This is a genomic window from Gilvimarinus sp. DA14, assembly GCF_024204685.1.
GTDB lineage: Bacteria > Pseudomonadota > Gammaproteobacteria > Pseudomonadales > Cellvibrionaceae > Gilvimarinus.
The window spans coordinates 2,612,404-2,636,966 of the sequence record NZ_CP100350.1 but is presented as its reverse complement, the minus strand read 5'-3'; the positions used below and the strand labels follow the sequence as shown (position 1 = coordinate 2,636,966).

25 protein-coding genes are annotated in these 24,563 nt (G+C 54.7%); 15 read left to right on the top strand and 10 right to left on the bottom strand.

The window, feature by feature from the left end:
- Positions 1–184 precede the first annotated feature (184 nt).
- From aroE to NHM04_RS11510, 3 genes are all read right to left on the bottom strand, one after another.
- Positions 185–1,027: a shikimate dehydrogenase gene (gene aroE, locus NHM04_RS11520; protein ID WP_254263938.1), complete on the bottom strand. Its 843-nt coding sequence runs from the start codon at positions 1,025–1,027 to the stop codon at positions 185–187.
- 74 nt (positions 1,028–1,101) lie between these two features.
- Positions 1,102–2,019 carry an oxygen-dependent coproporphyrinogen oxidase gene (gene hemF / locus NHM04_RS11515; protein ID WP_254263937.1) on the bottom strand — a complete coding sequence of 306 codons (918 nt, stop codon included), beginning with the start codon at positions 2,017–2,019 and terminating at the stop codon, positions 1,102–1,104.
- Positions 2,020–2,052: 33 nt separating this feature from the next.
- Positions 2,053–2,619 (bottom strand): L-threonylcarbamoyladenylate synthase, encoded by a 567-nt coding sequence (locus tag NHM04_RS11510; protein ID WP_254263936.1) that lies wholly within the window; start codon positions 2,617–2,619, stop codon positions 2,053–2,055.
- Positions 2,620–2,883: 264 nt separating this feature from the next.
- Here NHM04_RS11510 and NHM04_RS11505 point away from each other — a divergent pair, with 264 nt between their 5' ends.
- Complete coding sequence (locus NHM04_RS11505) at positions 2,884–3,033, top strand: DUF3149 domain-containing protein (RefSeq protein ID WP_254263935.1); 150 nt, start codon at positions 2,884–2,886, stop codon at positions 3,031–3,033.
- On the opposite strand, the gene dprA is transcribed toward NHM04_RS11505, so the two are convergent.
- Together dprA and NHM04_RS11495 are read right to left on the bottom strand one after the other, a co-directional pair.
- Positions 3,018–4,112: a DNA-processing protein DprA gene (gene dprA / locus NHM04_RS11500; RefSeq protein WP_254263934.1), complete on the bottom strand. Its 1,095-nt coding sequence runs from the start codon at positions 4,110–4,112 to the stop codon at positions 3,018–3,020. The genes NHM04_RS11505 and dprA overlap by 16 nt on opposite strands.
- A 48-nt stretch (positions 4,113–4,160) precedes the next feature.
- The gene (locus NHM04_RS11495; RefSeq protein WP_254263933.1) at positions 4,161–5,198 is read right to left on the bottom strand and encodes a LysM peptidoglycan-binding domain-containing protein; all 1,038 of its coding nucleotides are present in this window, start codon (positions 5,196–5,198) and stop codon (positions 4,161–4,163) included.
- A 169-nt stretch (positions 5,199–5,367) separates the two neighbouring features.
- On the opposite strand from NHM04_RS11495, the gene def reads away from it, so the two are divergent.
- The 10 genes from def to NHM04_RS11445 all read left to right on the top strand — a co-directional run bounded on the left by def (position 5,368) and on the right by NHM04_RS11445 (position 14,597).
- A complete protein-coding gene (gene def / locus NHM04_RS11490) occupies positions 5,368–5,874 on the top strand; it encodes a peptide deformylase (RefSeq protein WP_254263932.1) in 507 nt (168 codons plus the stop codon).
- A gap of 33 nt (positions 5,875–5,907) precedes the next feature.
- Positions 5,908–6,873 (top strand): methionyl-tRNA formyltransferase, encoded by a 966-nt coding sequence (gene fmt / locus NHM04_RS11485; protein ID WP_254263931.1) that lies wholly within the window; start codon positions 5,908–5,910, stop codon positions 6,871–6,873.
- Entirely contained in the window at positions 6,870–8,168 is a 1,299-nt protein-coding gene (gene rsmB, locus NHM04_RS11480; protein ID WP_254263930.1) for a 16S rRNA (cytosine(967)-C(5))-methyltransferase RsmB, read from the top strand. The genes fmt and rsmB overlap by 4 nt, the downstream gene beginning before the upstream one ends.
- A gap of 60 nt (positions 8,169–8,228) precedes the next feature.
- The gene (gene trkA / locus NHM04_RS11475; protein WP_254263929.1) at positions 8,229–9,614 is read left to right on the top strand and encodes a Trk system potassium transporter TrkA; all 1,386 of its coding nucleotides are present in this window, start codon (positions 8,229–8,231) and stop codon (positions 9,612–9,614) included.
- A gap of 42 nt (positions 9,615–9,656) precedes the next feature.
- Positions 9,657–11,102 (top strand): TrkH family potassium uptake protein, encoded by a 1,446-nt coding sequence (locus NHM04_RS11470; protein ID WP_254263928.1) that lies wholly within the window; start codon positions 9,657–9,659, stop codon positions 11,100–11,102.
- Positions 11,103–11,317: 215 nt separating this feature from the next.
- Positions 11,318–11,998: a class D sortase gene (locus NHM04_RS11465; RefSeq protein ID WP_254263927.1), complete on the top strand. Its 681-nt coding sequence runs from the start codon at positions 11,318–11,320 to the stop codon at positions 11,996–11,998.
- 14 nt (positions 11,999–12,012) lie between these two features.
- Positions 12,013–12,567 carry a hypothetical protein gene (locus NHM04_RS11460; RefSeq protein ID WP_254263926.1) on the top strand — a complete coding sequence of 185 codons (555 nt, stop codon included), beginning with the start codon at positions 12,013–12,015 and terminating at the stop codon, positions 12,565–12,567.
- A 40-nt stretch (positions 12,568–12,607) separates the two neighbouring features.
- The gene (locus tag NHM04_RS11455) at positions 12,608–12,961 is read left to right on the top strand and encodes a VOC family protein (RefSeq protein ID WP_254263925.1); all 354 of its coding nucleotides are present in this window, start codon (positions 12,608–12,610) and stop codon (positions 12,959–12,961) included.
- Positions 12,939–13,382 carry a DUF3465 domain-containing protein gene (locus NHM04_RS11450; protein WP_254263924.1) on the top strand — a complete coding sequence of 148 codons (444 nt, stop codon included), beginning with the start codon at positions 12,939–12,941 and terminating at the stop codon, positions 13,380–13,382. The genes NHM04_RS11455 and NHM04_RS11450 overlap by 23 nt, the downstream gene beginning before the upstream one ends.
- Before the next feature lie 129 nt (positions 13,383–13,511).
- On the top strand, positions 13,512–14,597 hold the full coding sequence (locus NHM04_RS11445; protein ID WP_254263923.1) for a DUF748 domain-containing protein: 1,086 nt from the start codon (positions 13,512–13,514) through the stop codon (positions 14,595–14,597).
- Here the strand turns inward: NHM04_RS11445 and NHM04_RS11440 are convergent.
- The 4 genes from NHM04_RS11440 to NHM04_RS11425 form a co-directional block, all read right to left on the bottom strand.
- Entirely contained in the window at positions 14,592–15,548 is a 957-nt protein-coding gene (locus NHM04_RS11440; RefSeq protein WP_254263922.1) for an alpha-L-glutamate ligase-like protein, read from the bottom strand. The two genes, NHM04_RS11445 and NHM04_RS11440, sit on opposite strands and share 6 nt — an antisense overlap.
- Entirely contained in the window at positions 15,548–17,065 is a 1,518-nt protein-coding gene (locus NHM04_RS11435; RefSeq protein WP_254263921.1) for an inactive transglutaminase family protein, read from the bottom strand. Before NHM04_RS11435 ends, NHM04_RS11440 begins: the two co-directional genes overlap by 1 nt.
- Positions 17,065–17,802 carry a RimK/LysX family protein gene (locus tag NHM04_RS11430; RefSeq protein ID WP_254263920.1) on the bottom strand — a complete coding sequence of 246 codons (738 nt, stop codon included), beginning with the start codon at positions 17,800–17,802 and terminating at the stop codon, positions 17,065–17,067. Before NHM04_RS11430 ends, NHM04_RS11435 begins: the two co-directional genes overlap by 1 nt.
- A 105-nt stretch (positions 17,803–17,907) precedes the next feature.
- Entirely contained in the window at positions 17,908–18,780 is an 873-nt protein-coding gene (locus NHM04_RS11425; protein WP_254263919.1) for a lysophospholipid acyltransferase family protein, read from the bottom strand.
- 213 nt (positions 18,781–18,993) lie between these two features.
- On the opposite strand from NHM04_RS11425, the gene glyQ reads away from it, so the two are divergent.
- From glyQ to NHM04_RS11405, 4 genes are all read left to right on the top strand, one after another.
- Positions 18,994–19,941 carry a glycine--tRNA ligase subunit alpha gene (glyQ, locus tag NHM04_RS11420; protein WP_254263918.1) on the top strand — a complete coding sequence of 316 codons (948 nt, stop codon included), beginning with the start codon at positions 18,994–18,996 and terminating at the stop codon, positions 19,939–19,941.
- Positions 19,942–19,944: 3 nt separating this feature from the next.
- Entirely contained in the window at positions 19,945–22,023 is a 2,079-nt protein-coding gene (gene glyS / locus NHM04_RS11415; RefSeq protein WP_254263917.1) for a glycine--tRNA ligase subunit beta, read from the top strand.
- A gap of 9 nt (positions 22,024–22,032) precedes the next feature.
- Positions 22,033–22,590, top strand: coding sequence for a D-glycero-beta-D-manno-heptose 1,7-bisphosphate 7-phosphatase (gene gmhB / locus NHM04_RS11410; protein WP_254263916.1), 558 nt, complete (start codon positions 22,033–22,035; stop codon positions 22,588–22,590).
- A 152-nt stretch (positions 22,591–22,742) separates the two neighbouring features.
- Positions 22,743–23,366, top strand: a complete 624-nt coding sequence (locus tag NHM04_RS11405; RefSeq protein ID WP_254263915.1) for a 1-acyl-sn-glycerol-3-phosphate acyltransferase — start codon at positions 22,743–22,745, stop codon at positions 23,364–23,366.
- On the opposite strand, the gene NHM04_RS11400 is transcribed toward NHM04_RS11405, so the two are convergent.
- Complete coding sequence (locus tag NHM04_RS11400) at positions 23,363–24,496, bottom strand: pectate lyase (protein ID WP_254263914.1); 1,134 nt, start codon at positions 24,494–24,496, stop codon at positions 23,363–23,365. The genes NHM04_RS11405 and NHM04_RS11400 overlap by 4 nt on opposite strands.
- Positions 24,497–24,563 lie beyond the last annotated feature (67 nt).

Here is a 24,563-nt window from a genome sequence, read left to right as displayed (position 1 = left end):
CCCAGCCCTTTGTGGCTGGGGTGCGGTCTGCTTTTCTAGATTTGTGATTTTACCAGCCAATCACCCGAGCGTTTCAAGCTAATATTCTATTTGCCGCAGCTACGACGCAACCGCCACAGAACGACCCTATTGACGCCGCCAGATAATTGCCCTGGCACAAACCCCCAGATTCAAGCAGAGGCTGCTAACTGGCTTTCTTTTTACTCTCTGTCATTTTACGGCGCAGCTCGGTAATCACCGGTACGACTTCGGGGCGAATATGGCGCCAGGCATAGAAGGATTCCGCCGCCTGGCCCACCAGCATGCCCAAACCATCCGACAACTGCTTACAGCCCTCCCGCTCGGCCCAGCATAAAAACCCCGTGGGCTCGGCGGCGTAGCTCATGTCGTAGCAGGCGGAATCTGGCGCCAACAGGTTGGCAGGCAGGTTCACGCGCTCACCGTGCAAGCCGGCCGAAGTGCCGTTGATAATCACATCAAATTGGCGACCTGCCAGATCGTCGAAACTGCAGGCTTTTAACTCTCCCAAATCATGGAAATCTTTTACCAGCTGCTCTGCCTTTGCCAGGGTGCGATTGGCAATCGTCAGATTAGCGGGCTGCTGCCCCAGCAGTGGTTCAAGTACACCGCGCACCGCGCCACCCGCGCCCAAAATCAGCAGTTTTTTGCCGCCCAACTCCCAGCCCATATTGAGCATATCGTTAACCATACCCACACCGTCGGAGGTATCGCCGGTGATGCTGCCGTCGTTTTCTTTAATCAATAAATTGACCGCCCCGGCGCGCTCGGCACGAGGGGTACGACGATCGGCGTACTGAAAAGCATCCAGTTTAAACGGTGAGGTAATATTCAGACCCCGGCCACCGTCGGCAAAAAATGCATCGGCGGCGGTTTGGAATTCGCCCTCGGCTACCAGCTGCTTGGTATAGGTCATATCTTCACCGGTCTGCTCACAAAAATGCCGGTGGATGGCGGGGGACTTGCTCTGCGCAATGGGGTTGCCAAATACTGCGTAAGAATCGCTCATGGGGTACCTATAGTTAAAACGAGCGGCAAAACTACCAGAGTTTTCTTACCGAACGTTTACTGAGTTCGTTATTGTTATTGCCGGGCCAGCCAGTCCTGTGGCGGCAGAAAGTCGCGGCTTAAGCGCACCTCAGGAGAATCTGGCTCGGGATGAAAGTCGTACTCCCAACGCACCAGTGGTGGCAGGGACATTAAGATAGATTCGGTGCGGCCGCCGGTTTGCAATCCGAACAGAGTACCGCGATCGTAGACCAAATTAAACTCTACATAACGCCCCCGGCGGTACAGCTGAAACTGACGCTCGCGCTCGGTGTAGGGGGTATCTTTGCGCCGAGCCAAAATAGGCCGGTAGGCATCGAGATAGCTGTCTCCCACCGAACGCATAAAAGCAAAGCTCTGCGTAAAACCTGGCTCGTTCAAATCATCGAAAAACAGGCCGCCCACTCCACGCGCCTCATTGCGGTGTTTGAGGTAGAAGTACTCATCGCACCAGTTTTTATAGCGCGGATAGACATCCTCCCCAAAAGGCGCACAGGCCTCAAAGGCCGTTTTGTGCCAGTGAACACAGTCCTCGACAAAGCCGTAATAAGGCGTCAAATCATAGCCGCCGCCAAACCACCAAACGGGGTCGGAACCTGCTTTTTCGGCAATAAAAAAGCGCACATTGGCATGGCTGGTGGGAGCATAGGGGTTATTCGGGTGAATCACCAGCGACACCCCCATGGCCTCAAAGGAGCGCCCGGCAAGCTCCGGCCGGTGAGCGGTGGCCGAAGCGGGCATGGCCTCACCCATCACATGGGAGAAGTTGACCCCGCCCTTTTCGATCACGGCGCCGTCAGCCAGTACCCGCGAGCGACCGCCACCACCTTCGGCGCGCTGCCAACTGTCCTCCACAAATACGCCGCCATCGAGCTCGGCAAGACCGCTGCAAATGCGCTCTTGCAGATCCATTAAATAGGCTTTGACAGCGTGTTTGTCGGGTGTGGTGGTCATGGGCTGCTCCGTGAAAGGCGGCTATTGTACCAGCTATGCACGAAGAGTTTTGCCTGTGGCCAAATCCCGTATCTTTGAAGGTTGGCGACGGCCACCGGTGCGGCCCGGGGCTATAGCGTCAAGCTGAGAGCCAAAATAGCGCCGCACCTGGGTTGCATCCCTGGCGGCGGGGCGAGCCTGAGGATTGGCGGAAGTACTGATAATGGGCCCACCAAAAGCCTGACACAAAGCCGCAGCCACTGGGTGGGCGGTAACGCGCAGCGCCACGGAGCTGTGCTTGCCGGTAACCCAACTGGATGCCAGGCCGCGATTGGGCACCAGCCAAGTGTTGGGGCCTGGCCAGCTCGCCAACAGGGTTTCGCGCTCGGGCGCCGAAAGCGTTGCCAACCAGGGCTCAACCTGATTTACATTCGCGGCGATAAGAATCAGGCCTTTTGCCGGCGCCCGGTGTTTAAGCTGTAGCAAGCGGGCAATAGCATCAGAGTTATGTGGGTCAGCGCCCAACCCCCAGACAGACTCCGTGGGATAGGCGATTACCCCACCGGCGCGCATCACCTGGGCGCAACGCTTGACCCCAATATGCTCAACCCAACCCTTCATACATCAACACCGCCCGGATTTATCTATCACGTCTCTTGCCAGTTACCGCTGCGACTCGACTGATAAAGTTGTTTTACCGAACCAGAAACGACTCGCCGCGGGGCGTGAAAGCGCGAAAATTAACCTAACTCGCGTCTTTAAACAAGCGCGGGGAACTTGACCCAAATCAAAACGCCTGGGCCGCAAAGGCGTAAATTAATACTCAGAGAGTGTGGCACATGCCACCAAATACAAGATTGCCTTTAACACAAAGAGGTACTAACCATGATTGACTCTGTACTGGTACTCAGCTTGGCCACTATTTTCGCCATTTTTGCCATCATGGGTTATTTGGCTTGGTACGCCTACCGCCATATTCGCGACGATAGCCGCGCCGCTCTCGCGGTCGCCAAAACATCTCACAAACGGCTGTAATAACTGCCGCGCTGAGCGACAACGCCCTCAAGCTCTAAGTCCAGCAGCGCGGCGGCCAACTCGCCCGCGTTTTTGCCACTGCGCTCGCACAAGTGATCCAGGGTGACCGGGTCATAGCCCATAAATCCCAGCAGCCAGTGCTCAGCTTCGGTGGGCGCCTGGGCAGCTAACTGCTCGTGCTTGTAGGCCAGTGCGCCATTCAGCTCAGCGATAATATCATCGGCACACTCCACCAGCTTGGCGCCGTTTTTGATCAACGCGTGGCAGCCGCGACTTAACGGATTATTAATAGAACCGGGCACAGCAAACACCTCGCGCTGATGCTCGACGGCGTAGCGTGCAGTGATTAACGAACCACTTTTCACCGCAGCCTCGACCACCATAGTCCCCAAACTCAAGCCGCTGATAATTCTGTTGCGCCGTGGGAAATTGGCGGCCTCGGATGCGGTGCCAGGCGCAAATTCTGTGACCAGCGCGCCACCACCTGCCACTATCTCTTCGGCCAGGGCGCGGTTGCGCGCCGGGTATAGGCGATCAATGCCCGTTCCCATAACCGCAAGGGTAATACCATCGCCCGCCAGGGCGCCGCGATGGGCACAGGCATCGACGCCTAACGCCAGACCACTTGTAATCGCAAAACCACCTGAGGCCAGACAGCGGGAAAATTCAAACGCCGTCTTGCTGCCACCGGCCGTAGGGTTGCGACTGCCTACCACGGCCAGCTGGGGCAATTCCAAGGCATTGAGATTTCCGCGTACATACAGCAGAGGCGGCGGCGCCGGTGTATCCGCCAACAGGGCCGGGTAATCTTCATCGTCGAGACTCAGCAGGCTAACTTCCGGGTGCTGCTCAAGCCAGCAGGCGAGATCTTCCGCCGCCCGCCAGTGCTCCTCACTATCGCGGTTCTGCAATGCCTTAATCTGCCGGCAGATATCGGCGCTTAAGCACTGCTCTAGGCGCTCGGCACTGGTATTTAAGACTGATTGAAGAGAGCCAAACTGGCTGTAAAGCTGTTTGATTTTGCTCGGGCCAAGACCCCGAACGCGGGAGAGAAGAAAGGCGGGAGTGAAAGCTTGCATAGTAACGTCCCTGTTAGCGCTCGCCCTTCCCTGGGCTTGTTTGGAGAATTACGGGTTGCGCAATAGATCGCCCACCGCCATGGGGCGAGTAGCCTCCATAACAATGGCAAAGCTGAGTTTTTCAAAAGTGCGGAACACCATCACCAGGCCGGCACGTTCGTCCATTAATTTGAGGGTATCGCCAGTAACACGATCTTCAATGGTCTCACCTCTAACAAAGGCCTCAAACACATTGCCCACCTGAACGCCATCGCGATCACCCTGATTGATGATCATGATGTCCATTTTACCAATTTGCGTAACACCGCCTTCTACAGCCAATACTTCGGCCTCGATCGGAAAGTCCGGTGCGCTGGGGTAGAAGATTGAATCTACCGAGCGCTCGACGTTAGGCAGCAGAATATCGCCTGCGCGCAGCTCCTCGTCCGAGCGGGTTACGTGCACACGAATAATTTCACCGTCGATTTTATCGATGCTGACGCCGCCAATACCCAGCGCGTGAATACCCAGAACTTCGTCGGTCTGCTCATCGACAAAAGTTTCGCCCTGGCGGAATACGTCGAAGTTGCCGATGCCATCGGGCACAGTGCCACGGGCGTAGGCGGTATCGCCTTTACCGGTGATCAAGCGCTTTTCCGAACCGCCCACAATATAGGGCACACCTTCTACCTCGTCGGGCATAACGATGCGCGAGCGAGACAGATAAGAGGCGATTTTGTCCAGAGATACCGCGGGAATAGCTTCTTCTATAGGTAGTACCCGCACGGTTGGCTCAAGCTTGGCATCGCCACCGGGTGTGAGTCTGACAGTGCGATCTACGGTTAGACGCGGCTGGCCGTCGATATAAACAAGACGCACCACATCGCCTGGGAAGATCAAGTGCGGGTTTTCGATTTCCGGGTTGGCGTGCCAAATCTCCGGCCACAACCACGGTGAATCGAGAAATGTTTCCGATATATCCCAGAGAGTATCCCCCTTCTCAACTACATACTCATCGGGTGAATCAGACTTGAAAGGCGACGAATCGGCCCAAGAAAAGACACTGGCGGCCGTTAACGCCAGAACAGCAAAAATCATTTTTTTCATAGAAACCGATCCTGTTTTTGTTCGGTCCTGAGCGGTTTAGCCGTTATAATAGCGCAACCGGCCGCGCTGTGCGACCGGTCTGCTATGAGTTCCACCCAGGTTAAATCCTGTACGATCATCATGTTAGCAGCGCTTGTTACCTTTTTACTAGAAGTTTGTCACAAAGCCTATGGCCCTACTTGAAATTCTTGAATTTCCCGACCCGCGTCTGCGCACCATCGCCAAGCCGGTAGAGACTGTGGACGACAGTGTCCGTGAGCTGATCGACAACATGTTTGAAACCATGTACGCCGCGCCGGGTATCGGTTTGGCGGCCACTCAGGTCAATGTCCACCGCCGTATTGTGGTCATGGACCTGTCGGAAGATCAGAGCGAACCGCGTGTCTTTATCAACCCCGAGGTCACCGTTCTTGGGGGAGACGAAGCCCCCTATGACGAGGGTTGCCTGTCGGTGCCCGGCTTCTATGAAAGTGTCGATCGCCCCACTCAAATTCGGGTTGAAGCGCTCGATCGCGACGGCAAGCCCTTCACCCTGGAGCCCGACGGCCTGCTGGCCGTATGCATTCAGCACGAGCTGGATCACCTCAACGGCAAGCTTTTTGTCGATTACCTGTCGCAAATGAAGCGCCAGCGGATTCGCAAAAAACTCGAAAAACTCCATCGCGCCCGGGCCTGACGCCCCGGCGCCCTCAGGCCCGGACACAGATTAATGACTGCTCCACTGCGAATCGTTTTCGCCGGCACCCCCGATTTTGCCGCTCACCACTTACAGGTACTGCTCGACGGCCCACACCAAGTCATCGCCTGCTACACCCAGCCCGACCGCCCCGCCGGTCGCGGTAAAAAGCTTAAACCTAGCCCGGTCAAAAGCCTCGCCGAGCAGGCAGGCATTGCGGTGTATCAACCGCATTCACTAAAAGACCCTGTCGCTCAGAGTGAGCTGGCAGCACTGGACGCCGATATAATGGTGGTGGTCGCCTACGGCTTATTGCTGCCTAAGGCGGTGTTAGAAACACCCAGACTCGGCTGTATTAATGTACACGCTTCGCTCCTACCGCGTTGGCGCGGCGCCGCCCCCATTCAGCGTGCCATCGAAGCTGGCGACCGTGAATCCGGCATTACCATTATGCAAATGGACGAGGGCTTGGACACCGGCGACATGCTGGTCACGGCCAGCTGTCCTATCACGGTCAGCGACACCGGCGGTAGCCTGCACGACAAATTGCTGAGCTTGGGTGGACCGGCGCTTGAGAAAGCTCTGGCCCAACTGGCGACCGATTCAGCGCTGCCGCAAACCCAGGAGGATTCGCTCTCCAATTACGCGCCCAAGATCAGTAAGGCCGAAGCGCAGATTAACTGGAGCGACAGCGCAGAAAATATCGACCGGAAAATTCGCGCCTTTAACCCCTTCCCGGTGGCCTTTACCCGCCACAGCGCCAAACCAGAGGCCGCCATTCGGCTATGGCAATGCGAGCTTGCACCAGCGGCGTCGGGCTCCCCAGGCACCATTATTGAGCTTGATGCCGATCGGATCACCGTGGCCTGCGGCACAGGCGGTATCGCTATAACTCAACTGCAAATGCCGGGCAAAAAGCCCATGGCGGTAGCCGACTTGCTGCGCGGCAATAGCGACCTGTTTAAGATTGGCGACCGATTCACAGGGCCGGAAGCTTGAAACCCCGGGTTGCATGCGCCCGCGCACTGGCCGAGCTGCTGCGCCAGCGCGGCTCGCTGGCAAGCAGCCTGCCCCAGTGGCAGGACAAGGTAGAACCGGCCGACCGCGCTTTGGTGCGCGAGCTTTGCTACGGCAGCATGCGCTACTACCCGCGCCTCAACACTATTGCAGAACAATTATTGGATAAGCCTCTGCGCGCCAAAGACAGCGATGTTCAGGCGCTGATTTTGCTGGGCTTGTATCAGCTGGATTACACCCGCATACCGGATCACGCCGCCATCGGTGAAACCGCAGGTGCCGCCAAGGCGCTAAAAAAGCCCTGGGCCACGGGGTTAGTTAACGGTGTGCTGCGCCGCTACCAGCGCGAGCGCGACGAGCTTACCGCCCGCCTGGCAGAGATCCCGGAATTTACCAGCGCCCACCCGCAGTGGTTACTTGATGCCTACCGCATCGCCTGGGGCTCTGCCACAGATCAGATAGTAAGTGCTAACAATGCTCATCCACCACTTACAATAAGGGTGAATACGGAGCAAACCTCTCGTGCCGACTATTTACGAATACTTGCCAAAGAGGAGTTTACAGCCAGCCCCACGCGCTTTAGCGACTGCGGTATCACCCTCCCACCCTGCGACCCGACAATGCTGCCAGGTTTTACCAGCGGACTGATCAGCGTGCAGGACGAGGCGACGCAATTTGCTGCCCCATTGCTGGAGCTACAACCCGGACAGAGAGTGCTCGACGCCTGCGCGGCGCCCGGCGGTAAAACCGGCCACATTCTGCAAAGCGAGCCCCAGCTCGGCGAAGTGGTGGCGCTTGATATAGAAGAGCGCCGTCTGGCAAAAGTAAAACAGAATCTGCAGCGCTTACAGCTAGACGCCCAGGTTCTTGCCGGTGATGCCGGCAAACCCGAACAGTGGTGGGACGGCCAACTTTTCGATCGAATTTTGCTGGATGCGCCTTGTTCGGCCACGGGCATTATTCGCCGCCAAAGCGATATCAAACTGCTGCGCAGCGCCGCCGATATCAACCGCCTGGTCCAGCTGCAAAGCCAGCTGCTGGATGCACTTTGGCCTCTGCTGAAACCCGGCGGTATCCTGGTCTATGCTACCTGCTCGGCACTGCCAGCCGAAAACAGCGAACAGGCCAGCGCCTTTTTGCAGCGCACCCACAACGCGCAAGAGATTGTTATTGACGCAGACTGGGGTATAGCGCAAAAGGCAGGCAGACAATTATTGCCACAGCAAGATGGCCACGACGGCTTCTATTACGCCAAGTTTAAAAAAGCAGAAAAATAGCCAAATGCCCGCCAAAGGCGGTAAAGTTTGCCAATCGTTGAGGACCAACCTGGCAGTATTATGAAGATTATTATTCTGGGTGCAGGACAAGTAGGCGCCAGCCTGGCTGAAAACCTCGCCGACGAATCCAACGACATCACCATGATTGACACCAACGACTCTCGCCTGCGCGAACTGCGCGATCGGCTGGATATCGGTGTGGTTAACGGTGAAGGATCGCACCCGGATGTGCTGGTGCAAGCCGGTGTGGAAGACGCGGATATGCTGGTAGCGGTGACCAACAACGATGAAATCAATATGGTCGCCTGCCAGGTGGCGCACAGTTTGTTTCGCACCCCCACCAAAATTGCCCGGGTGCGCGCCACGGCCTACCTCACCAACAACAAGCTGTTTGCCAACGAAGCAATCCCCATCGACGTGCTGATTAGCCCGGAACAGCTGGTCTCGGATTATATCCACCGCCTGATCGAAACCCCGGGCGCGCTGCAAGTGCTGGATTTTGCCGAGGGCAAAGTACAGCTGGTGGCGGTAAAAGCCTATCACGGCGGGCCCCTGGTGGGACAAGAACTGCGCTTTTTACGTGAGCATATGCCCGCCGTCGATACCCGGGTTGCCGCCATATACCGCCGCGGTCAGGCGATTATGCCCACCGGCGCCACGGTCATTGAAGCGGACGACGAAGTGTTTTTTCTCGCCGGAAAGAATGACATCCGCGCGGTCATCAGCGAATTGCGGCGTATGGAAACCGCCTATAAGCGAATCATTATTGCCGGCGGCGGCAATATCGGCATGCGCCTGGCGCGCAAGCTAGAGGGACGCTATAGCGTGCGGGTGATTGAACACAACAAGGCCCGCGCCGCACACCTGGCTGAGCACCTAGAGCGCGCCATTGTGCTGCAGGGCAGCGCCTCTGATCAGGACTTACTGAGCGAAGAAAACATTGAAGACACCGATGTGTTTCTCGCCCTAACCAATGACGACGAAGCCAATATCATGTCGTCAATGCTCGCTAAACGATTAGGCGCGCGCAAAGTGATGGCGCTGATTAACAACCCCGCCTATGTGGATTTGGTGCAGGGCGGCGATATCGACATTGCCATTTCCCCGCAAACCACCACCATCGGCAGCCTGCTCACCCACGTAAGACGCGGCGATATGGTCAGCGTTTACTCGCTGCGCCGCGGCGCCGCCGAGGCTATTGAACTGATTGCCCACGGCGATAAAAACTCATCCAAGGTGGTGGGGCGCGCGCTGGAGGACATCGACCTGCCCCAGGGCGCCAATATCGGTGCGATTGTGCGCGAGAAAGACTCGGGCAGTGAGGTCATCATTGCCCATGACGATGTAGTTGTTGAGAGCGGCGATCATGTGATTGTGTTTTTGCTCAATAAAAAACACATTCGCGATATCGAAAAACTGTTCCAGGTTGGGTTTACCTTTTTCTAGGGCTTACATCATGCACAGTGAAACAACGCCACCGGAGAGCCGATGCACTTTGCCGTAATCGCCAGGGTTTTGGGCACACTGCTGATGATGTTCAGTTTGACGCTGTTGCTTCCCATCAGTGTCAGCCTCTGGTTTAACGACCACAACTACATGACATTTCTATGGGGCTTCGCCCTGGCATTTGGTTCTGGGCTGGCTATCTGGGCGCCGGTTTATAAAAGCCGGGCGGATCTGCGCACCCGCGATGGCTTTTTGGTGACCGCCTTATTCTGGTTTGTACTGGGCACTTTCGGTGCCCTGCCACTGTATTTTTCCAATGGCCTAGAGCTTTCAGTTACCGACGCCATCTTTGAATCTATCTCGGGCCTTACCACCACCGGGGCAACGGTAATCACCGGGCTGGACACCCTGCCGCCCTCCATTTTATTTTACCGCCAGCAGCTACAGTGGCTGGGTGGTATTGGTATTATTGTTATCGCCGTAGCTATTTTACCCATGCTGGGTATTGGTGGTATGCAGCTGTACCGCGCCGAAGCCCCTGGCCCGGTAAAAGACAGCAAGCTCACGCCGCGCATTACTGAAACAGCCAAGGCATTGTTTACTACCTATCTGGTTTTTACCGCAGCCTGCGCCCTCAGCTACAAACTGGCGGGCATGAGCTGGTTCGAGGCCATTTGCCACGCCTTTTCCACCATTGCCAACGGCGGCTTCTCTACCCACGACGCCAGCATTCTGCACTATCAGTCGCCGGCCATTATGATGGTGTGCACCGTGTTTATGCTGATTGCGGCGGTCAACTTCGCCCTGCACTTTTTGGTCTGGCGAGAAAAATCCTTGCGCCACTATTTCCAAGATGCCGAATTGCGTTTTTATATCTCCTGCATGGTGGTCGGGGTATTAATTACCGTTGCCTATTTGGCCGGCTCGCAAACCTATTCGTTTAGCGACAGCTTTTATCTGGGCACATTTAATTTTGTCTCCACCATGACCACCGCGGGCTTTGCCTCCAACTACTCCAGCTTTCCCAGCTTTTTGCCCTATATGCTGTTTATTTTTGCTTTTGTGGGCGGCTGTGCCAGCTCAACCGGCGGCGGTATGAAGGCGATACGTGTGTTGCTGCTATACAAGCAAGGGGTGCGCGAAATCCATCGCCTCATCCATCCCAACGCCGTTATTTCGGTTAAAGTGGGTAAATTGACCGTGCCGGATCGGGTAGTGGAATCCGTATGGGGTTTTTTCGCTATGTACGTGGTCGCTTTCGCAGCCATGTTTCTGATGCTGATCGCCACCGGACTGGATTTACGCACATCTTTCTCGGCGGTGGGCGCCTGCATCACCAACCTAGGCCCAGGAATGGGAGAGGTCGCGGCACACTATGGCGATATAAACAGCCCGGCCAAGTGGGTGCTGTGTTTCGCCATGCTATTAGGACGACTGGAAGTCTTTACTTTACTGGTTCTGTTTAGTCCCGCATTTTGGCGTCGTTAATTTCTTTAAAACATAAAAACAAACTTTTTATATAGCCTGAAAATCATCGACTGATATTTCCCCGCAAAAAAGCCGTTTATTACGCCACAAATTAGAGAATAAGGTTATAACGTTCATACGTTTTTGTTATCTCTATGCTAGAGTTAACGGTCAATACCCCCGGTTGCTCGCTGTAAAAGCACTGTTCAATGGATACTGAAACTGCAATGGGTCGTGTGAAATTAGTCTCAGCTTTGTGTCGCTTTGTCGAAACCAGCCTCTGGCTTTTGGGCATTGCATTGCTCTGCGTGTGGGGCACCCAAATGCTGCGCCAAGGTCCGATGGCCGAACGGCAGACGGATTTATTTCTGGCCCGTGCCCAGGCGGCAAGCGCAACGACCACCGAAACTTCCGTATCGACAAACCCTCCTCTGACTGCCCCTGGGGATATTGATACCAGCCTGTGGAGCCCCAAACGCATCGAACAGTTCAGCGCCATCGCCCCTGCAAGTGACGATATCATCGCAGTACTGGAAATCGATACGCTGGGCCTGAGCGCACCCATTTTCACCGAGCCGACAGACCACAACTTAAACCGCGGCCTGGGCTGGCTGGATAAGACAGCGCCCGTTACCGGTGGCGGCAATATCGCTATCGCCGGACACAGAGACAGTTTCTTCCGGGTTCTTAAAGATATCGAAATTGGAGATCGCATTGATGTGACAACGCTTGAGGGAGAAAAAAGCTACACGGTCACTGAACTGCAAATCGTCTTGCCCTCAAATGTCAGTGTGCTCGCCCCCACCGAGCACAATCAGCTAACCCTGATTACCTGCTACCCGTTCTACCATGTTGGAAGTGCACCGGAGCGATTTATCGTAACGGCCACAGAAAACTCACCTGCAACACTTCATTAAAAAAGGAAATGACTATGAAGATCTCTACTTGTATCAAAACAGCCACTTTGGGAGTTGCACTTGTTGCCAGTTCAGCGGCAATGGCAAAGGAATGCTCGGAAATCGATTGGAAGCCCGGGGTACTCAACGAATACCCTGAAATTGCCGACGCCTGTATGGGTGTCGTGGAAATGAACGGTCGCGAATACGTAGAACTGGACGCCAAATATATACGCTCTGCGGGTGATCAGGTTCGTTTGCAGTTTAAACACCAAGACGGTAGCTACGGTGAAACCTATCAAACCAAAAACCTGCCACCGCACTTCCAGATTGATATTGACGGCCGCAAGCACAGCATTCACACGCTGACGCGCGACTCTACTCTGGAATTGTTTATCCCCACCGACCGCTTCGCCATTGTCGCCAGCGTTGACGATATGCCACACGAGCCAGAAGCAGTTGAGGAAGAAGTGGCTTACACCGCTCTGCCTTCTACCGCCTCGAATGTTACCCTCTACGCGTTATTGGGTTCACTGGCCTGTTCACTGGCACTGGGCCTGACCATTTTGCGCCGCAAAATGCGCATCTAAGTGGCCGTCGGCGGCCAGCTACTGGCCGCCGCCTTTTGCAATGATCGACTCACAGCAAGCCCCCTACCTGGAAATCCCTTCGCGTTCACTGAGCGCAAGCAAAGAATTTTTCACCCGCGTTTTTCACTGGAGCTTCACCGACTACGGCGCCGAGTACTGCGCCTTTGACTCCGGCTTTAACTTGGGCGGATTTTACTTATCCGCCACTGTGTCTAGCGGTGCTCAGAGCTCCTGCCTGATCGTGCTTTACAGTGAAAGCCTGGCGCAGACAGAAAAAGAAGTGATTGCTGCAGGCGGCACTATCTGCAGACCCACTTTCACCTTTCCCGGCGGCAGACGCTTCCACTTTACCGAGCCTGGAGGCAGCGAATTTGCTGTCTGGTCCGATCGCTAGCCTTCACCGTCGCAACGACCGCTCGGGCCTGATTTTTTGTCTCGCGTTATTGCTGACGTTTTTGGGTTCAGCCTGTCAACAGGCTGATACACCAAGTAACTTCGCGCAACTCTGGCGTAACCAGACGACAGAAATTCAGGTGCGCGGTAAGGGCGAAGTTACCCGCCTGCTGCCAGACGACACCAAAGGCTCGCAGCATCAACGCTTTATTATCCATGTTCGCGATGGCACTTCTTTATTGATTGTGCACAATATTGATATTGCACCGCGTATCGAAAACCTAGCGGTAAGTGATCCTGTGGAATTCTACGGCGAATACATCTGGAACCCTAAAGGCGGCTTGGTACACTGGACTCACAAGGATCCTCAAGCCCGCCACCCCCACGGCTGGATTATTCACGACGAAAAGAAGTACTGGTAAGTCGAAATTACACCAGTTTTGCAAAGCCTACAGCAATACTCTTAAATTCGACATTCTTTCGGCCAATATCACCGTTGTTTCGCTGGCACAAAACTTGATTTCTTATCAGTATTTGTGAAGGTGAATCCAGTGTCAGCGTTGTCCAGAAACTCAAAACGATTCGTCGCGGCTACAGCTGTGCTGGGGCTACTAGTGGTCGCTTTGTATCTGGCGATACCGGCCGCAGCCAAACACTACCTCAACAACTATGTTCTCAAAGATATGGGCCGCTACACCGGCACGGTGGAGAGCGTGCGGGTGCGGCTGTTTAAAGGCGCATATCAACTCAATAACTTAAATATTCATTTAAAAGAGAAATCTCCCCAAACGCCTTTTTACTACAGCGACAGTTTAGACATCAGTGTCAGCTGGTTAGCCCTGCGCCACGGCGAACTGCTGGTGGATGCAGCGTTAAACCAACCACGGTTAAACCTTCTGGATACTCGGTCCAATGACAATCAGCAAGTCGGTGAGGGAACCAACTGGCTGGCGGTGCTGGAAGAAATTCTACCCACCACGTTAAACCAGTTGGATATCAACAACGGCACCATTCATTTTGCCAATGAAGAAACAACTCCCAAGGTTGATATTGTACTTAGTGACATTAATGCCACAGTGTCCAACCTGACTAACGTCAAAGATCAAAGTGGCCGGCGAGTGGCCAATGCCGAACTAACAGCGAAATTATTTTCAGAGGTAGCGATTGAGGCCCATGCCGAATTCGATCCCTTTCAGCACGATGATTTTATGTTCGCTGCCAAAACAGACCCGATTGCGCTGCGCCAGCTAAACGATTTTTCTCAAGCCTATGGCAATATCGATTTTAAATCCGGGCAAATAGAGCTTTATACAGAAATTGAAGCCGAAGCCGGTAAGATGTCCGGTTATATCAAACCGCTAATGGAAGACGTGAATATCGCCAGCTGGCAACAAGACGTGATTTCTCAAGGGGACAATCCGTTTCAACTCACCTGGGAAAGTTTGATGGGCTTTCTCGGCCTGCTCTTCACCAACTTGGAAACTGATAAGCTGGCCACCGAAATTGAAATTGAAGGCACCTTGGACGATACCCGAGTCAGTTCTTGGCAGGCCGCCTGGGGAATCGTAAAAAACGCGTTTGTTGAAGCCGTCGAATCTCGCTTTAATGAAATAACTCCGCTGACCGAAGACTCATAACAAAGTCTTCGCGGCGAACTCCTGCATTACATAATCGACGCGCGCCTCCGCCGTACGGTAGTGTTTTTCTTTTAATTTTTCTATATGCCGCAAACGCGGCAACAAACCGAACCCATTGGCCACCTGAATGGCCAAGCCGGGGCGCGCGTTTAACTCCAACAATTCGGGACCACGGTTGGCATCCAACACCAAGTCGGCGCCTATATATCCGAGCCCCGTCATGTCGTAGCAGCGCGATGCAAGGCACAGCAAGCCACGCCAGTCGGGAACTCGAATCTCTTTCAAAGAACGTTTAGTATCCGGATGCTGGTAAACAGGTTTACCAAACTGCACCGCATTCAAACAACGCCCCGTGGCCAAATCCAGTCCCACTCCCACTGCGCCTTGGTGTAAATTAGCTTTACCATCCGAAGCGTGGGTGGCCAACCGCAACATCGCCATGACCGGAAAACCGCGAAATACCACCACGCGAATATCCGGTACCCCTTCAAACGAAAAGCCGTCAAAGCAATCATCAAATTCGATCAAGTCCTCAACGATCACTTCATCACTGACGCCGCCCAGCGAATATAAGCCAGCCAGGGTGTTACTCATATGACGGCGAATATCCTCCAGGGTAATTTTCGCTCCACTGGATTTGATAAAGTCGGCACCGTCGCGCTTGATGATTACCCAGATACCTTTTCCGCCAGAGCCTTTGGCAGGCTTGATAGCAAAGCCGGACAACTTATCTAGAGACTTTTCAATTTGCGAGATTTCGTGTTGTTCTTTCACCACAAAACGCAGTTGCGGTGTCGCCACCTGATACTCTTGCGCCAGCAGCTTTGTTTCCAGCTTATTATCCACTAACGGATACAGGCGCCGGTCGTTGTAGCGGCCAATAAAGTCCCGGTTGCGACAGTTCATACCCAGCATACCCAGGCGCCGCAGTTTGAAAGGGCTGATAAACATCAGTCAAACTGCTCCATGGAACGGAAACGTCGCAGCTCGGAGAGCTTATAACCCGTGTACTGCCCCATCATTAAAATCAATGCCAGGATAATCAAGTTTAATTCCGGAAAATTAAAACTGAGATGATTAACGACCGTTAGGCTCATCAACAAATAAGCGATTACCGCCACTAGCAAACTACCGCCACCCTGAATTAACACTTCATGGGCGCCCTCTTCCTCCCACAGAATACTCATACGCTCGATGGTCCAAGCAATAATAATCATAGGGAAGAATGTCACGGTAATACCCGCGTTTAACCCCATTTGATAACCCAGCAAACTCAAGATAGAAATCAGGAATATGACTAGCACTATCAAGGTGGCAATACGCGCGACCAATAATAAGTTTAAATAAGACAAGTAATTGCGCAGCAGCAAGCCAAACCCAACGATCAGAATAAAACTAATCAGGCCGGGCACGAGAGAGGTTTGCAAAAAAGCCAGCGAGATCAGAATAGGCATAAAGGTGCCAGCGGTTCTCAAACCGACAATCACCCGCATAAACACCACCACCAGCGCCCCTAAGGGCAACAAAAAAAGCAACTTGAACATGCTCTGCTCTTCAATGGGCAGACTGTAAACTCCAAGCATGCTAAAAATGTTGTCTTGAAACTGCACCTGCGACAGCGCCATAGCGGGAACGGTTTGCTTAATCATGGAAAAACTCAGACGCGAGTTCTGACCACCGATCACGTCCAGTTGAGCATTTTCCCCCCGCGACCAGAGCAATAGGTTTTCGGGCACACCTTGCTCGCCGGTGGTGGCATTAATCAGCAACCATCCCTCTTCTGTGTACAGCTCGACCATCGAGGTTAGGCTTTGCCGCCGCCGTGCATCTTCCAGGTACAAACCCAATGCCGTGCGCGCCGCCACGCCGGCCTGATTTAATAGTTTGACCAACAACTGAGAACGCTGTGGTTCGGCCACCAATAACAATTGCGCGTTCTGATCGGGGGAGTTGGGGCTGAGCAGTTTAATCAATTCGCGGGCGGTACTGGCCGGCGTGGTCGAGCGGGACAGAGCGCCGCGCAACAGTTCTCTGGCGGCAGTTGCCTCTGGCTCGTCCCAAAACACCTCCGCCACTTTGGGCGCTTCGGCATCCGTTGTCGCGCTATTTTGACCGGTGGGCAGATACTGGGCGTTATAGTAAAGCGTTTGCGGCCCGGCCACCTGACGACGGGTCCACTCCGCGCGCCGGTTTTGGTTATCATCCAATACCGCAAAGCCATAGCCGGGCGATGCCGCCTGCTCGCGAATTAAGCGAAACCCAGGTGCATCATCCGGCAAGTCGAGGCGCACGGTCGTCTGCCCGCCGGTGGCCATAAAGTCGATGCGCGCTTCTACCAGCCAAACCGGTTTTTGCTCACCTGGCAAAAAAGGTACTTCGGTGGTCGTGTGCCTTAGCCAAGCGGTCACCAAACCCGCCACGATCAGCAAAAGCACCATGGCGTAGAAGGGAATGCGCTGCATTTTCATTATTTAGCCCCTTGCGGTTCAGGCAAAGACGTCAGATTATCGCGGCTGACGTCGACCACCATTACATCGCGCAGCACCAGGCGACCCAGGCGCAACTCCTGAGTGTCGGACTTGCGCTCCGTCAAAATAAATTCGCCGTGCTGGGTGATGCTGCCAAGAGTGAAGCGCAAGCGAACCACCGGGCGCTGCTTATCACTGCCCGTGAGGCTTGCCTGGCGTACTACTTGGCGCTCCACTTCCTGCTCTTTGCCACTGTCAGCGACAAACAAAAAACGCACCCAGGCTTCGCCGTTGCGCTCAAAGGGTTGTAAGTCGCGCACCGGTAAAATGGCGGTGGCAATGCCGGTATCGATGCGCGCCTGGTTATCGATGGAGAGGTCTTCAAATCGCAGTTGCTCCAGCGCACCGACCATCTGCTTATCGGCCTGCTCTACGGCAGCGGTAACAGACTGGGGCTGGCTCACAGGAGGTGTGTAGCTTGGGTCCGGGCACCGTGCCGGCGCAGGCGCCAGGGTTTGAATTTGCTCGCGTGTGGCATTTAAGTCCGTTTGCAATTGCTGCATCCCCCCCGCCAGTTCTTGTTGCTGCAGTAGCAGCTGCTGGTGGTTGTGATCAGACACCATGGCGCACTGATTTACCGACTCTAAATCGGTGGTTTTAACCAAACGATAATGATTGCTGCAACCGCTAGTGACGATTACCAAGGTCGCCAAGAGCAACCCTTTAAACACTGACATTGTATTCACCTCAAGTTTGCCACAGCGACGATCTGGGGCCGCTTGGCTGCACAGATATTTGGCAACAAAAAGGTTCTTCCTGAACACCGTTGTCCACACCGCTGGCTAGCTGTAGGGCTCACCCGTTGAACGGCTTTTAAATCGTTTGTATTCCCACTGGTATTGACTGGGAGCCTGGCGCACCGCCTGCTCAACCGACAGGTTTAGTCCTTTGACGCCTCGCTCGGTTTGCTCGGCGTAGATTTCGCTATCGCAGGCGCTGAACACGACTTTAAAACCGCCGGCAATGCGTAGCGCATAGCACATTAAAACTTCACACTCGGTACTGCGCATCAAGCTGTGCACCAGTGTCATAGTCAGCGCCTGCTCACCAAAAAAAGGCGCTTCCAGACCACCATTGCCGGGGTCTGGCACCTGATCTGGCAATATGCCCACCATTTCCCCTTTGCGCAGGGCCTTGATCAATGAAGTCACGCCGCGTCTATTAGTGGGTGCCAGCTCCAGATGCGCCCGTTTGCGCGCCTGGCAGATGTATTCATCTAATGCGGAATCCCCCGGCGGCTGGTAGAGAATGGTCATCTTGCCGTGCAGCGCGATAATGCAGGGCAGCACCTCCCAGTCACCCAGGTGTGGGGTCAGCATAATCACACCCTTGCCCCGCTCAATGGAACGGCGCAACAGATCCGTGCCCTCGTACTCCAGCACTTTTTGCCGCAACCAACTGTCGCGCCGGCGCCAGATAACCGGGATCTCTGCCCCAGCTTTACCGGTTTCTATTAAACTTTTACGTACCAGAGCGTTTAGCTCAGCCTCAGGCATATTGGCGAAGCACAAACGCAGGTTAGTCTGAGTGACACGCCTGGCTCTAGAGTTAGTCAGCCAGAGCAACCACCCAATGGCGGCGCCCAGACTGCGGGCACACCACAGCGGCAGACAACCCACACCCTTTACCAGCGCCAGTACTACACGTTGTTTCAAGCGAAACTCCCGCCCATCACAAAAAGATGGTGAAGCTTACCGGAATTCTCGTGCCAGCGAAAAGCACATCGCCACAGTTTAGCGGCAAAAGGCCGCCAGTTTGCGCCTGTGCCATACCAATAGCCCTGTTGTGACGCTATAATTCGCCCCTTCGATTTTAAGCGGGCTCGCAAAGGGCCGTTCATATTTTGCACACACCGGAGGCCTTACCCTGTGTCTGATAGACCCAAAGCCGATGTAAGCACGTTTCAAGGGCTGATTCTTGCCCTGCAGGAATATTGGGCCCGCCAGGGCTGCGTGATTCTGCAACCACTGGATATGGAAGTGGGCGCGGGCACCTTTCACCCTGCTACCTTCCTGCGCGCCATCGGCCCCGAGACCTGGAACAGCGCTTACGTGCAACCATGCCGCCGACCCACCGACGGTCGCTATGGCGAAAACCCCAATCGCCTGCAGCACTACTATCAGTTTCAAGTGGTATTAAAACCCTCGCCGGACAATATCCAGGAGCTGTATCTGGGCTCGCTGCGCGAGCTGGGTATCGACACCAGTATTCATGACATCCGTTTTGTGGAAGACAACTGGGAGTCCCCCACCCTCGGCGCCTGGGGCTTGGGCTGGGAGGTCTGGTTAAACGGCATGGAAGTCACTCAATTTACCTACTTTCAGCAAGTGGGTGGGCTTGAATGCTACCCGGTGACGGGTGAGATCACCTACGGGCTTGAGCGTATCGCCATGTACCTGCAAGGTGTGGACTCTATTTTCGATTTGGTCTGGACCATCAGCCCCACCGGCGACAAAGTCACCTACGGCGATGTCTTTCACCAGAACGAAGTGGAAATGTCCCATTACAACTTTGAACAGGCGGATGTGGATTTTCTGTTTCAGACCTTTGATGTCTGTGAACGCGAAAGCCAGCGCCTGGTCGAGGCCAATCTGCCTCTGCCCGCCTATGAAATGGTGATGAAGGCCTCCCACGCGTTTAACCTATTGGATGCCCGCCACGCCATCTCGGTGACCGAGCGCCAGCGCTTTATTCTGCGTGTGCGCACCCTGGCCCGCGCCGTGGCCCAGGCCTATTTTGATACCCGTAAATCTCTGGGCTTCCCTCTGGCCGAGGAATCGCTGCGCCAGGAAGTTTTAGCCGCGGAGGAGCAATAACACATGTCTGCCGATTTTCTGTTTGAACTGGGCACCGAAGAGCTGCCCCCCGTCGCCCTTAAGTCTCTCAGCGCTGCGCTGCAAACTGGTGTAGAAGAAGGCCTGGAAAAAGCCGGATTGAATTACAGCGCAATCCAAAGCTACTGCGCGCCGCGCCGCCTGGCCTTTTTAATTAAAAGCCTGGAAGCAGCCACCCCGGTCAAAGAAGTGACCGTGTGGGGCCCGCCGGCCAAAATCGCGTTTGATGCTGAAGGTAAACCCAGCAAAGCCGCCGAAGCTTTTGCCAGCAAAAACGGATTGAGCGTCGATCAGCTCACCACTGAAAATGACGGCAAGGCTGACAAGTTAGTCGCACGCCAACAGGCCGGCGGCGAACAAGCCACAAATTTAATCGCCGGAATTATCAGCGACTCTCTGGCCAAGCTGCCCATTCCCAAGCGTATGCGCTGGGGCGCCTCGCGCACGGAATTTGTTCGCCCTGTACACTGGGTGGTCATGCTATATGGCTCAGAGGTGGTTGAAGGCGAAATCTTGGGCGTTAGCTCGGGCCGCAACTCTCGCGGTCATCGCTTCCATCACAACCAAGAAATTTCACTCGCTAACGCTTGCGATTACGTAGAAGCATTACGCCAGGCCTATGTGCTGGTGGATCGCGCCGAGCGCCAGGCGTTGATTATCGAGCAGGTCAACCGCGAAGCCTCGGCCATTAGCGGCACCGCGGTGATCGATGAAGACCTGTTGGACGAAGTGACTGCACTGGTGGAGTGGCCAGTGGCCCTCACCGGTAAATTTGAAGAGCGCTTCCTGCAGGTACCCGCCGAGGCTTTGATCTCCTCGATGGCCGAACACCAGAAATACTTTCACGTGGTAGATGGCGAAGGCAATCTCAAGCCCAACTTTATTACCCTTGCGAATATCGAGTCCAAAGATCCAGCGCAAGTGATCGACGGCAACGAGCGGGTGATTCGCCCGCGCTTGTCTGACGCCGCATTCTTCTTTGAAACCGATAAGAAGCACAGCCTGGAAAGCCAGCGCGAGCGCTTAAAAAGTATCGTGTTCCAGGCCAAGCTGGGCAGCATTTTCGACAAAACAGAGCGCATCGCGCAGCTGGCCTCCAGGATCGCCGAACAACTCGGTGGCGATGCCGCTAAGGCGCGCCGCGCCGGCGAGTTATCCAAGGCGGATCTGGTAACCGAAATGGTGCTGGAATTCGACAAAATGCAAGGTATTGCTGGCTACTACTACGCCCTCAATGATGGTGAAGACGCCGAGGTCGCCCAGGCTCTGACCGAGCAGTACTTACCTAAGTTTGCCGGTGACAAGCTGCCGCAAACGCAAACCGGCACCCTGATCGCCCTCGCCGATCGTCTGGACACCATCAGCGGAATTTTCGGTATCGGCCAGAAGCCCACCGGCTCTAAAGACCCCTTTGGCCTGCGCCGGGCCAGCCTGGGCGCTCTGCGCCTGATGGTTGAGCAAGACATCAACCTGGACTTGCGCATGCTGCTGGAACAGGCGGTGGCAGCCCACGGAGAAAATATAAAAGATCCCGCCGCTACCGTGAACGATGCCCTGGCGTATATGTTGGAGCGCTTTCGCGCCTGGTACGAAGAAGACCAGATCGCCACCGAGATGTACCTGGCAGTGGCCGCAAAAGAGCTGTCCCATCCGCTGGATATTAATGCCCGCGTCCTGGCGGTTGACGCCTTTGCCCGTATGAGCGAGGCCCAGGCACTCGCTGCAGCCAATAAGCGCGTTTCGAATATTCTGGGCAAGCTCGATAGTGCCCCGAGCGAACAAGTCAACGAATCACTACTGCAAGAGCCTGCGGAGAAACAGCTGGCCGAGGCCGTAGCCCACAAGGCCGAAAGCGTTGCGCCTTTATTTGCCGAGCGCCGGTATGCCGATGCTCTGGCAACGCTCGCCAGCTTGCGTGAACCTGTTGACACCTTTTTTGATCAGGTGATGGTAATGGCCGATGACGAAGCGCTGAAAAACAATCGTCTGGCACTGCTGGCGAAGCTGCGTGGATTGTTTTTGCAAGTCGCCGACATTTCCTTATTGGCACCCACCAAAGGCTAAGGGCACTTTATGCAACTGGTTATTCTCGACCGCGACGGCGTTATCAATCACGACAGTGATGACTATGTGCGCTCGGCCGAGCAGTGGACCCCGATTGAAGGCAGCATTGAGGCCATTGCCCGTTTGTCTCAAGCGGGTTTCACCGTGGTGGTGGCCACCAATCAGTCCGGGTTGGCCCGGGGGCTGTTTGATCTGGATGATCTGGAAGCCATGCACGCTAAACTGACCGAACTGGTCGAGGCCGCCGGGGGCCAGTTAGGGGCTATTTTTTACTGCCCCCACGGCCCGGATGATGAATGCAAGTGCCGCAAACCTCTGCCAGGGCTCATTGATGCCATTGAGGCGGAGTTTAATACCAGTGCGCAGGATGTGCCTTTTATCGGCGACAGCATGCGCGATTTAGAAGCTGGCGCCGCCAAAGGCTGCCGCCTCATGCTGGTAACAACCGGTAAAGGCGAAACCACCTTGAACAAGCTCCGCCAAGCCGACGATGCGTATTACCTTGATGAGCGAGACGTCGAGGTATTCGCCAATCTTGCTCAAGCTGTGGATACGCTCACCTCATAAGGATCTTGCCTTTGCTTTACCTTCGCACCACATTGTTCAACATCGGCTACTACTCTACCGGCGTTTTTTTTGGCTGCTTAGCGATCTTAATTTGGCCTCTCATGCCTTACTCATGGCGCTGGCGAATCATTACCTGCTGGAACCGGTTTGTAATGTTATGGCTGCGTGTGACCTGCAATATTCGCTTTAAAGTCATCGATCAGCGCAGCAAGGCAGAACACCCTGTGGTAGTGATGGCCAAACACCAAAGCACTTGGGAAACCATGTTTTTGCAATATTACATGGCGCCTATCAGTACCATCTTAAAAAAAGAGCTGATGCGCATTCCGTTTTTCGGTTGGGGCTTAGCCACACTCAAACCCATCGCGATTGACCGCAGTAATCGTATGCAGGCCCTGAAGGATGTTAAAAGCAAAGGTATTGAGCGTTTGCGTGAAGGTGTAAGCGTACTCATTTTCCCCGAGGGCACCCGCATGCCTCTGGGTAAAGTGGGCACCTATTATAAGAGTGGGCCAGATATCGCCTGTGGTGCCGGTGTACCTGTGGTGCCGGTTGCGCACAATGCCGCCGAGTGCTGGCCGCATAAACACTACTTAAAGTATCCGGGCACTATTACCGTGATTATTGGCGAGGCAATCAACACTGAGGGCCGGGACCGCAAAAGTCTGACGGAAGAAGTCAAAATCTGGACCGAGCAACAAATTGCCGCGCTACCTTTGGCCCGCGATGACGGCATTTACAGCCCACTGCAAAAAGACAAACCCGACGCCAGCTAAAGAGTGGGCACCTGCGCTTGATTGTTGATTGATTGCCATTTGGGGTAATCGTCTTCAATTAAATCCAAAGGCCAATCACCTGTCTCCTGTGGGTGCTCCAGCCACTGAGTGGTCGCACTCATACTGGCGCAGGCCAGCTGCGGCTCCGAGGTTTCCAACACATAACGCTCTGCCCAGAGAGGCTCTGCAGGCAAGTTGCTCTGGGAGCGCGGCAAGCGCAAGTCCCCCTCGGCAAATTCAGCCCGGTAGCGAGTCTGCCAGCGCTGTAAGGTATTGTTGATAAACCAATCGTGAGCACCCCGAACCGCGCGCTTTACCTCCGCTGGCGGACGTTTGATACGCATCAGGTAGCGGCTGATTGCCACACTTAGGGGCGTATTCAAACTGGGCAAATACTCATCACTTGCGGGCGCCGGAAGGTTCGTCTCCAGCTCATAGGCGCTAGCCCATATACTGGCGCGGCTGTTGTGGGCCTGCTGCAGGCGCAACAGCAAGGCATCGCCTTTGCGCACCGCATCGGCCGCTTCGCGGCGAGTCTCAAATGAAATATAGCCATAGGGCATACTGCCGGAGGCGATTTTGCGCAAGAATATCAGCGCATCCAAGGTCACTTGGGTATCTACCCGGGCTCGCGCGACTTCCAGTTTGGTACTGGCCACAGCGCGCTCGGTCCAGCCGCCATTGTATAGCTGGGCGCTTATGGTTAAACGCAGCGCGCGGCGCGCGGCGTTGCGATAGCGCACATCGCCGGTTTGCAAATACACATGGGACAAATAGTAAATTTGCGGAAACACATTATGATCCACAAAGCTGGCGTCGGAGGCGTTCTGGTCTTTAAGAAAGCGCAGTTTTTCATCGCCGCTTAATGGGCGAAAGGGGTTGGTATGCGCGGGCCAACCACCGTTGTTTCGCTGCATCAGTAACAGGTTATCGGCGATGGCGAGAATTTGATTGGTATCATACTGATCGATTTTACGATCGGGGTGATGGCTGTTCCAGCGTTCTAGAGAATCGGCAAAACCCTCTGTCAAAATCGGCCGGTAAATCGGCTTTTCGTGGGCGCACGCGCTCAGCAGTAACGCAACTATAAGTGCGGGCAAGCTGGGTGCAACGGGCTTTATCAATCTCATAACGTCAGTCTGGCGGAACGGACGGCGTATTGTAACCCACAGTGGGCGCCAGAGCTAAAGTTTAACC

What these genes read in the sequence shown, in the direction of transcription:
- aroE (WP_254263938.1), bottom strand. Translation starts at nt 1,027, where the DNA reads ATGAGCGATTCTTACGCAGTATTTGGCAACCCCATTGCGCAGAGCAAG.
- hemF (WP_254263937.1), bottom strand. Translation starts at nt 2,019, where the DNA reads ATGACCACCACACCCGACAAACACGCTGTCAAAGCCTATTTAATGGAT.
- NHM04_RS11510 (WP_254263936.1), bottom strand. Translation starts at nt 2,619, where the DNA reads ATGAAGGGTTGGGTTGAGCATATTGGGGTCAAGCGTTGCGCCCAGGTG.
- NHM04_RS11505 (WP_254263935.1), top strand. Translation starts at nt 2,884, where the DNA reads ATGATTGACTCTGTACTGGTACTCAGCTTGGCCACTATTTTCGCCATT.
- dprA (WP_254263934.1), bottom strand. Translation starts at nt 4,112, where the DNA reads ATGCAAGCTTTCACTCCCGCCTTTCTTCTCTCCCGCGTTCGGGGTCTT.
- NHM04_RS11495 (WP_254263933.1), bottom strand. Translation starts at nt 5,198, where the DNA reads ATGAAAAAAATGATTTTTGCTGTTCTGGCGTTAACGGCCGCCAGTGTC.
- def (WP_254263932.1), top strand. Translation starts at nt 5,368, where the DNA reads ATGGCCCTACTTGAAATTCTTGAATTTCCCGACCCGCGTCTGCGCACC.
- fmt (WP_254263931.1), top strand. Translation starts at nt 5,908, where the DNA reads ATGACTGCTCCACTGCGAATCGTTTTCGCCGGCACCCCCGATTTTGCC.
- trkA (WP_254263929.1), top strand. Translation starts at nt 8,229, where the DNA reads ATGAAGATTATTATTCTGGGTGCAGGACAAGTAGGCGCCAGCCTGGCT.
- NHM04_RS11470 (WP_254263928.1), top strand. Translation starts at nt 9,657, where the DNA reads ATGCACTTTGCCGTAATCGCCAGGGTTTTGGGCACACTGCTGATGATG.
- NHM04_RS11460 (WP_254263926.1), top strand. Translation starts at nt 12,013, where the DNA reads ATGAAGATCTCTACTTGTATCAAAACAGCCACTTTGGGAGTTGCACTT.
- NHM04_RS11455 (WP_254263925.1), top strand. Translation starts at nt 12,608, where the DNA reads ATGATCGACTCACAGCAAGCCCCCTACCTGGAAATCCCTTCGCGTTCA.
- NHM04_RS11440 (WP_254263922.1), bottom strand. Translation starts at nt 15,548, where the DNA reads ATGTTTATCAGCCCTTTCAAACTGCGGCGCCTGGGTATGCTGGGTATG.
- NHM04_RS11435 (WP_254263921.1), bottom strand. Translation starts at nt 17,065, where the DNA reads ATGAAAATGCAGCGCATTCCCTTCTACGCCATGGTGCTTTTGCTGATC.
- NHM04_RS11430 (WP_254263920.1), bottom strand. Translation starts at nt 17,802, where the DNA reads ATGTCAGTGTTTAAAGGGTTGCTCTTGGCGACCTTGGTAATCGTCACT.
- glyS (WP_254263917.1), top strand. Translation starts at nt 19,945, where the DNA reads ATGTCTGCCGATTTTCTGTTTGAACTGGGCACCGAAGAGCTGCCCCCC.
- gmhB (WP_254263916.1), top strand. Translation starts at nt 22,033, where the DNA reads ATGCAACTGGTTATTCTCGACCGCGACGGCGTTATCAATCACGACAGT.
- NHM04_RS11405 (WP_254263915.1), top strand. Translation starts at nt 22,743, where the DNA reads ATGTTATGGCTGCGTGTGACCTGCAATATTCGCTTTAAAGTCATCGAT.
- NHM04_RS11400 (WP_254263914.1), bottom strand. Translation starts at nt 24,496, where the DNA reads ATGAGATTGATAAAGCCCGTTGCACCCAGCTTGCCCGCACTTATAGTT.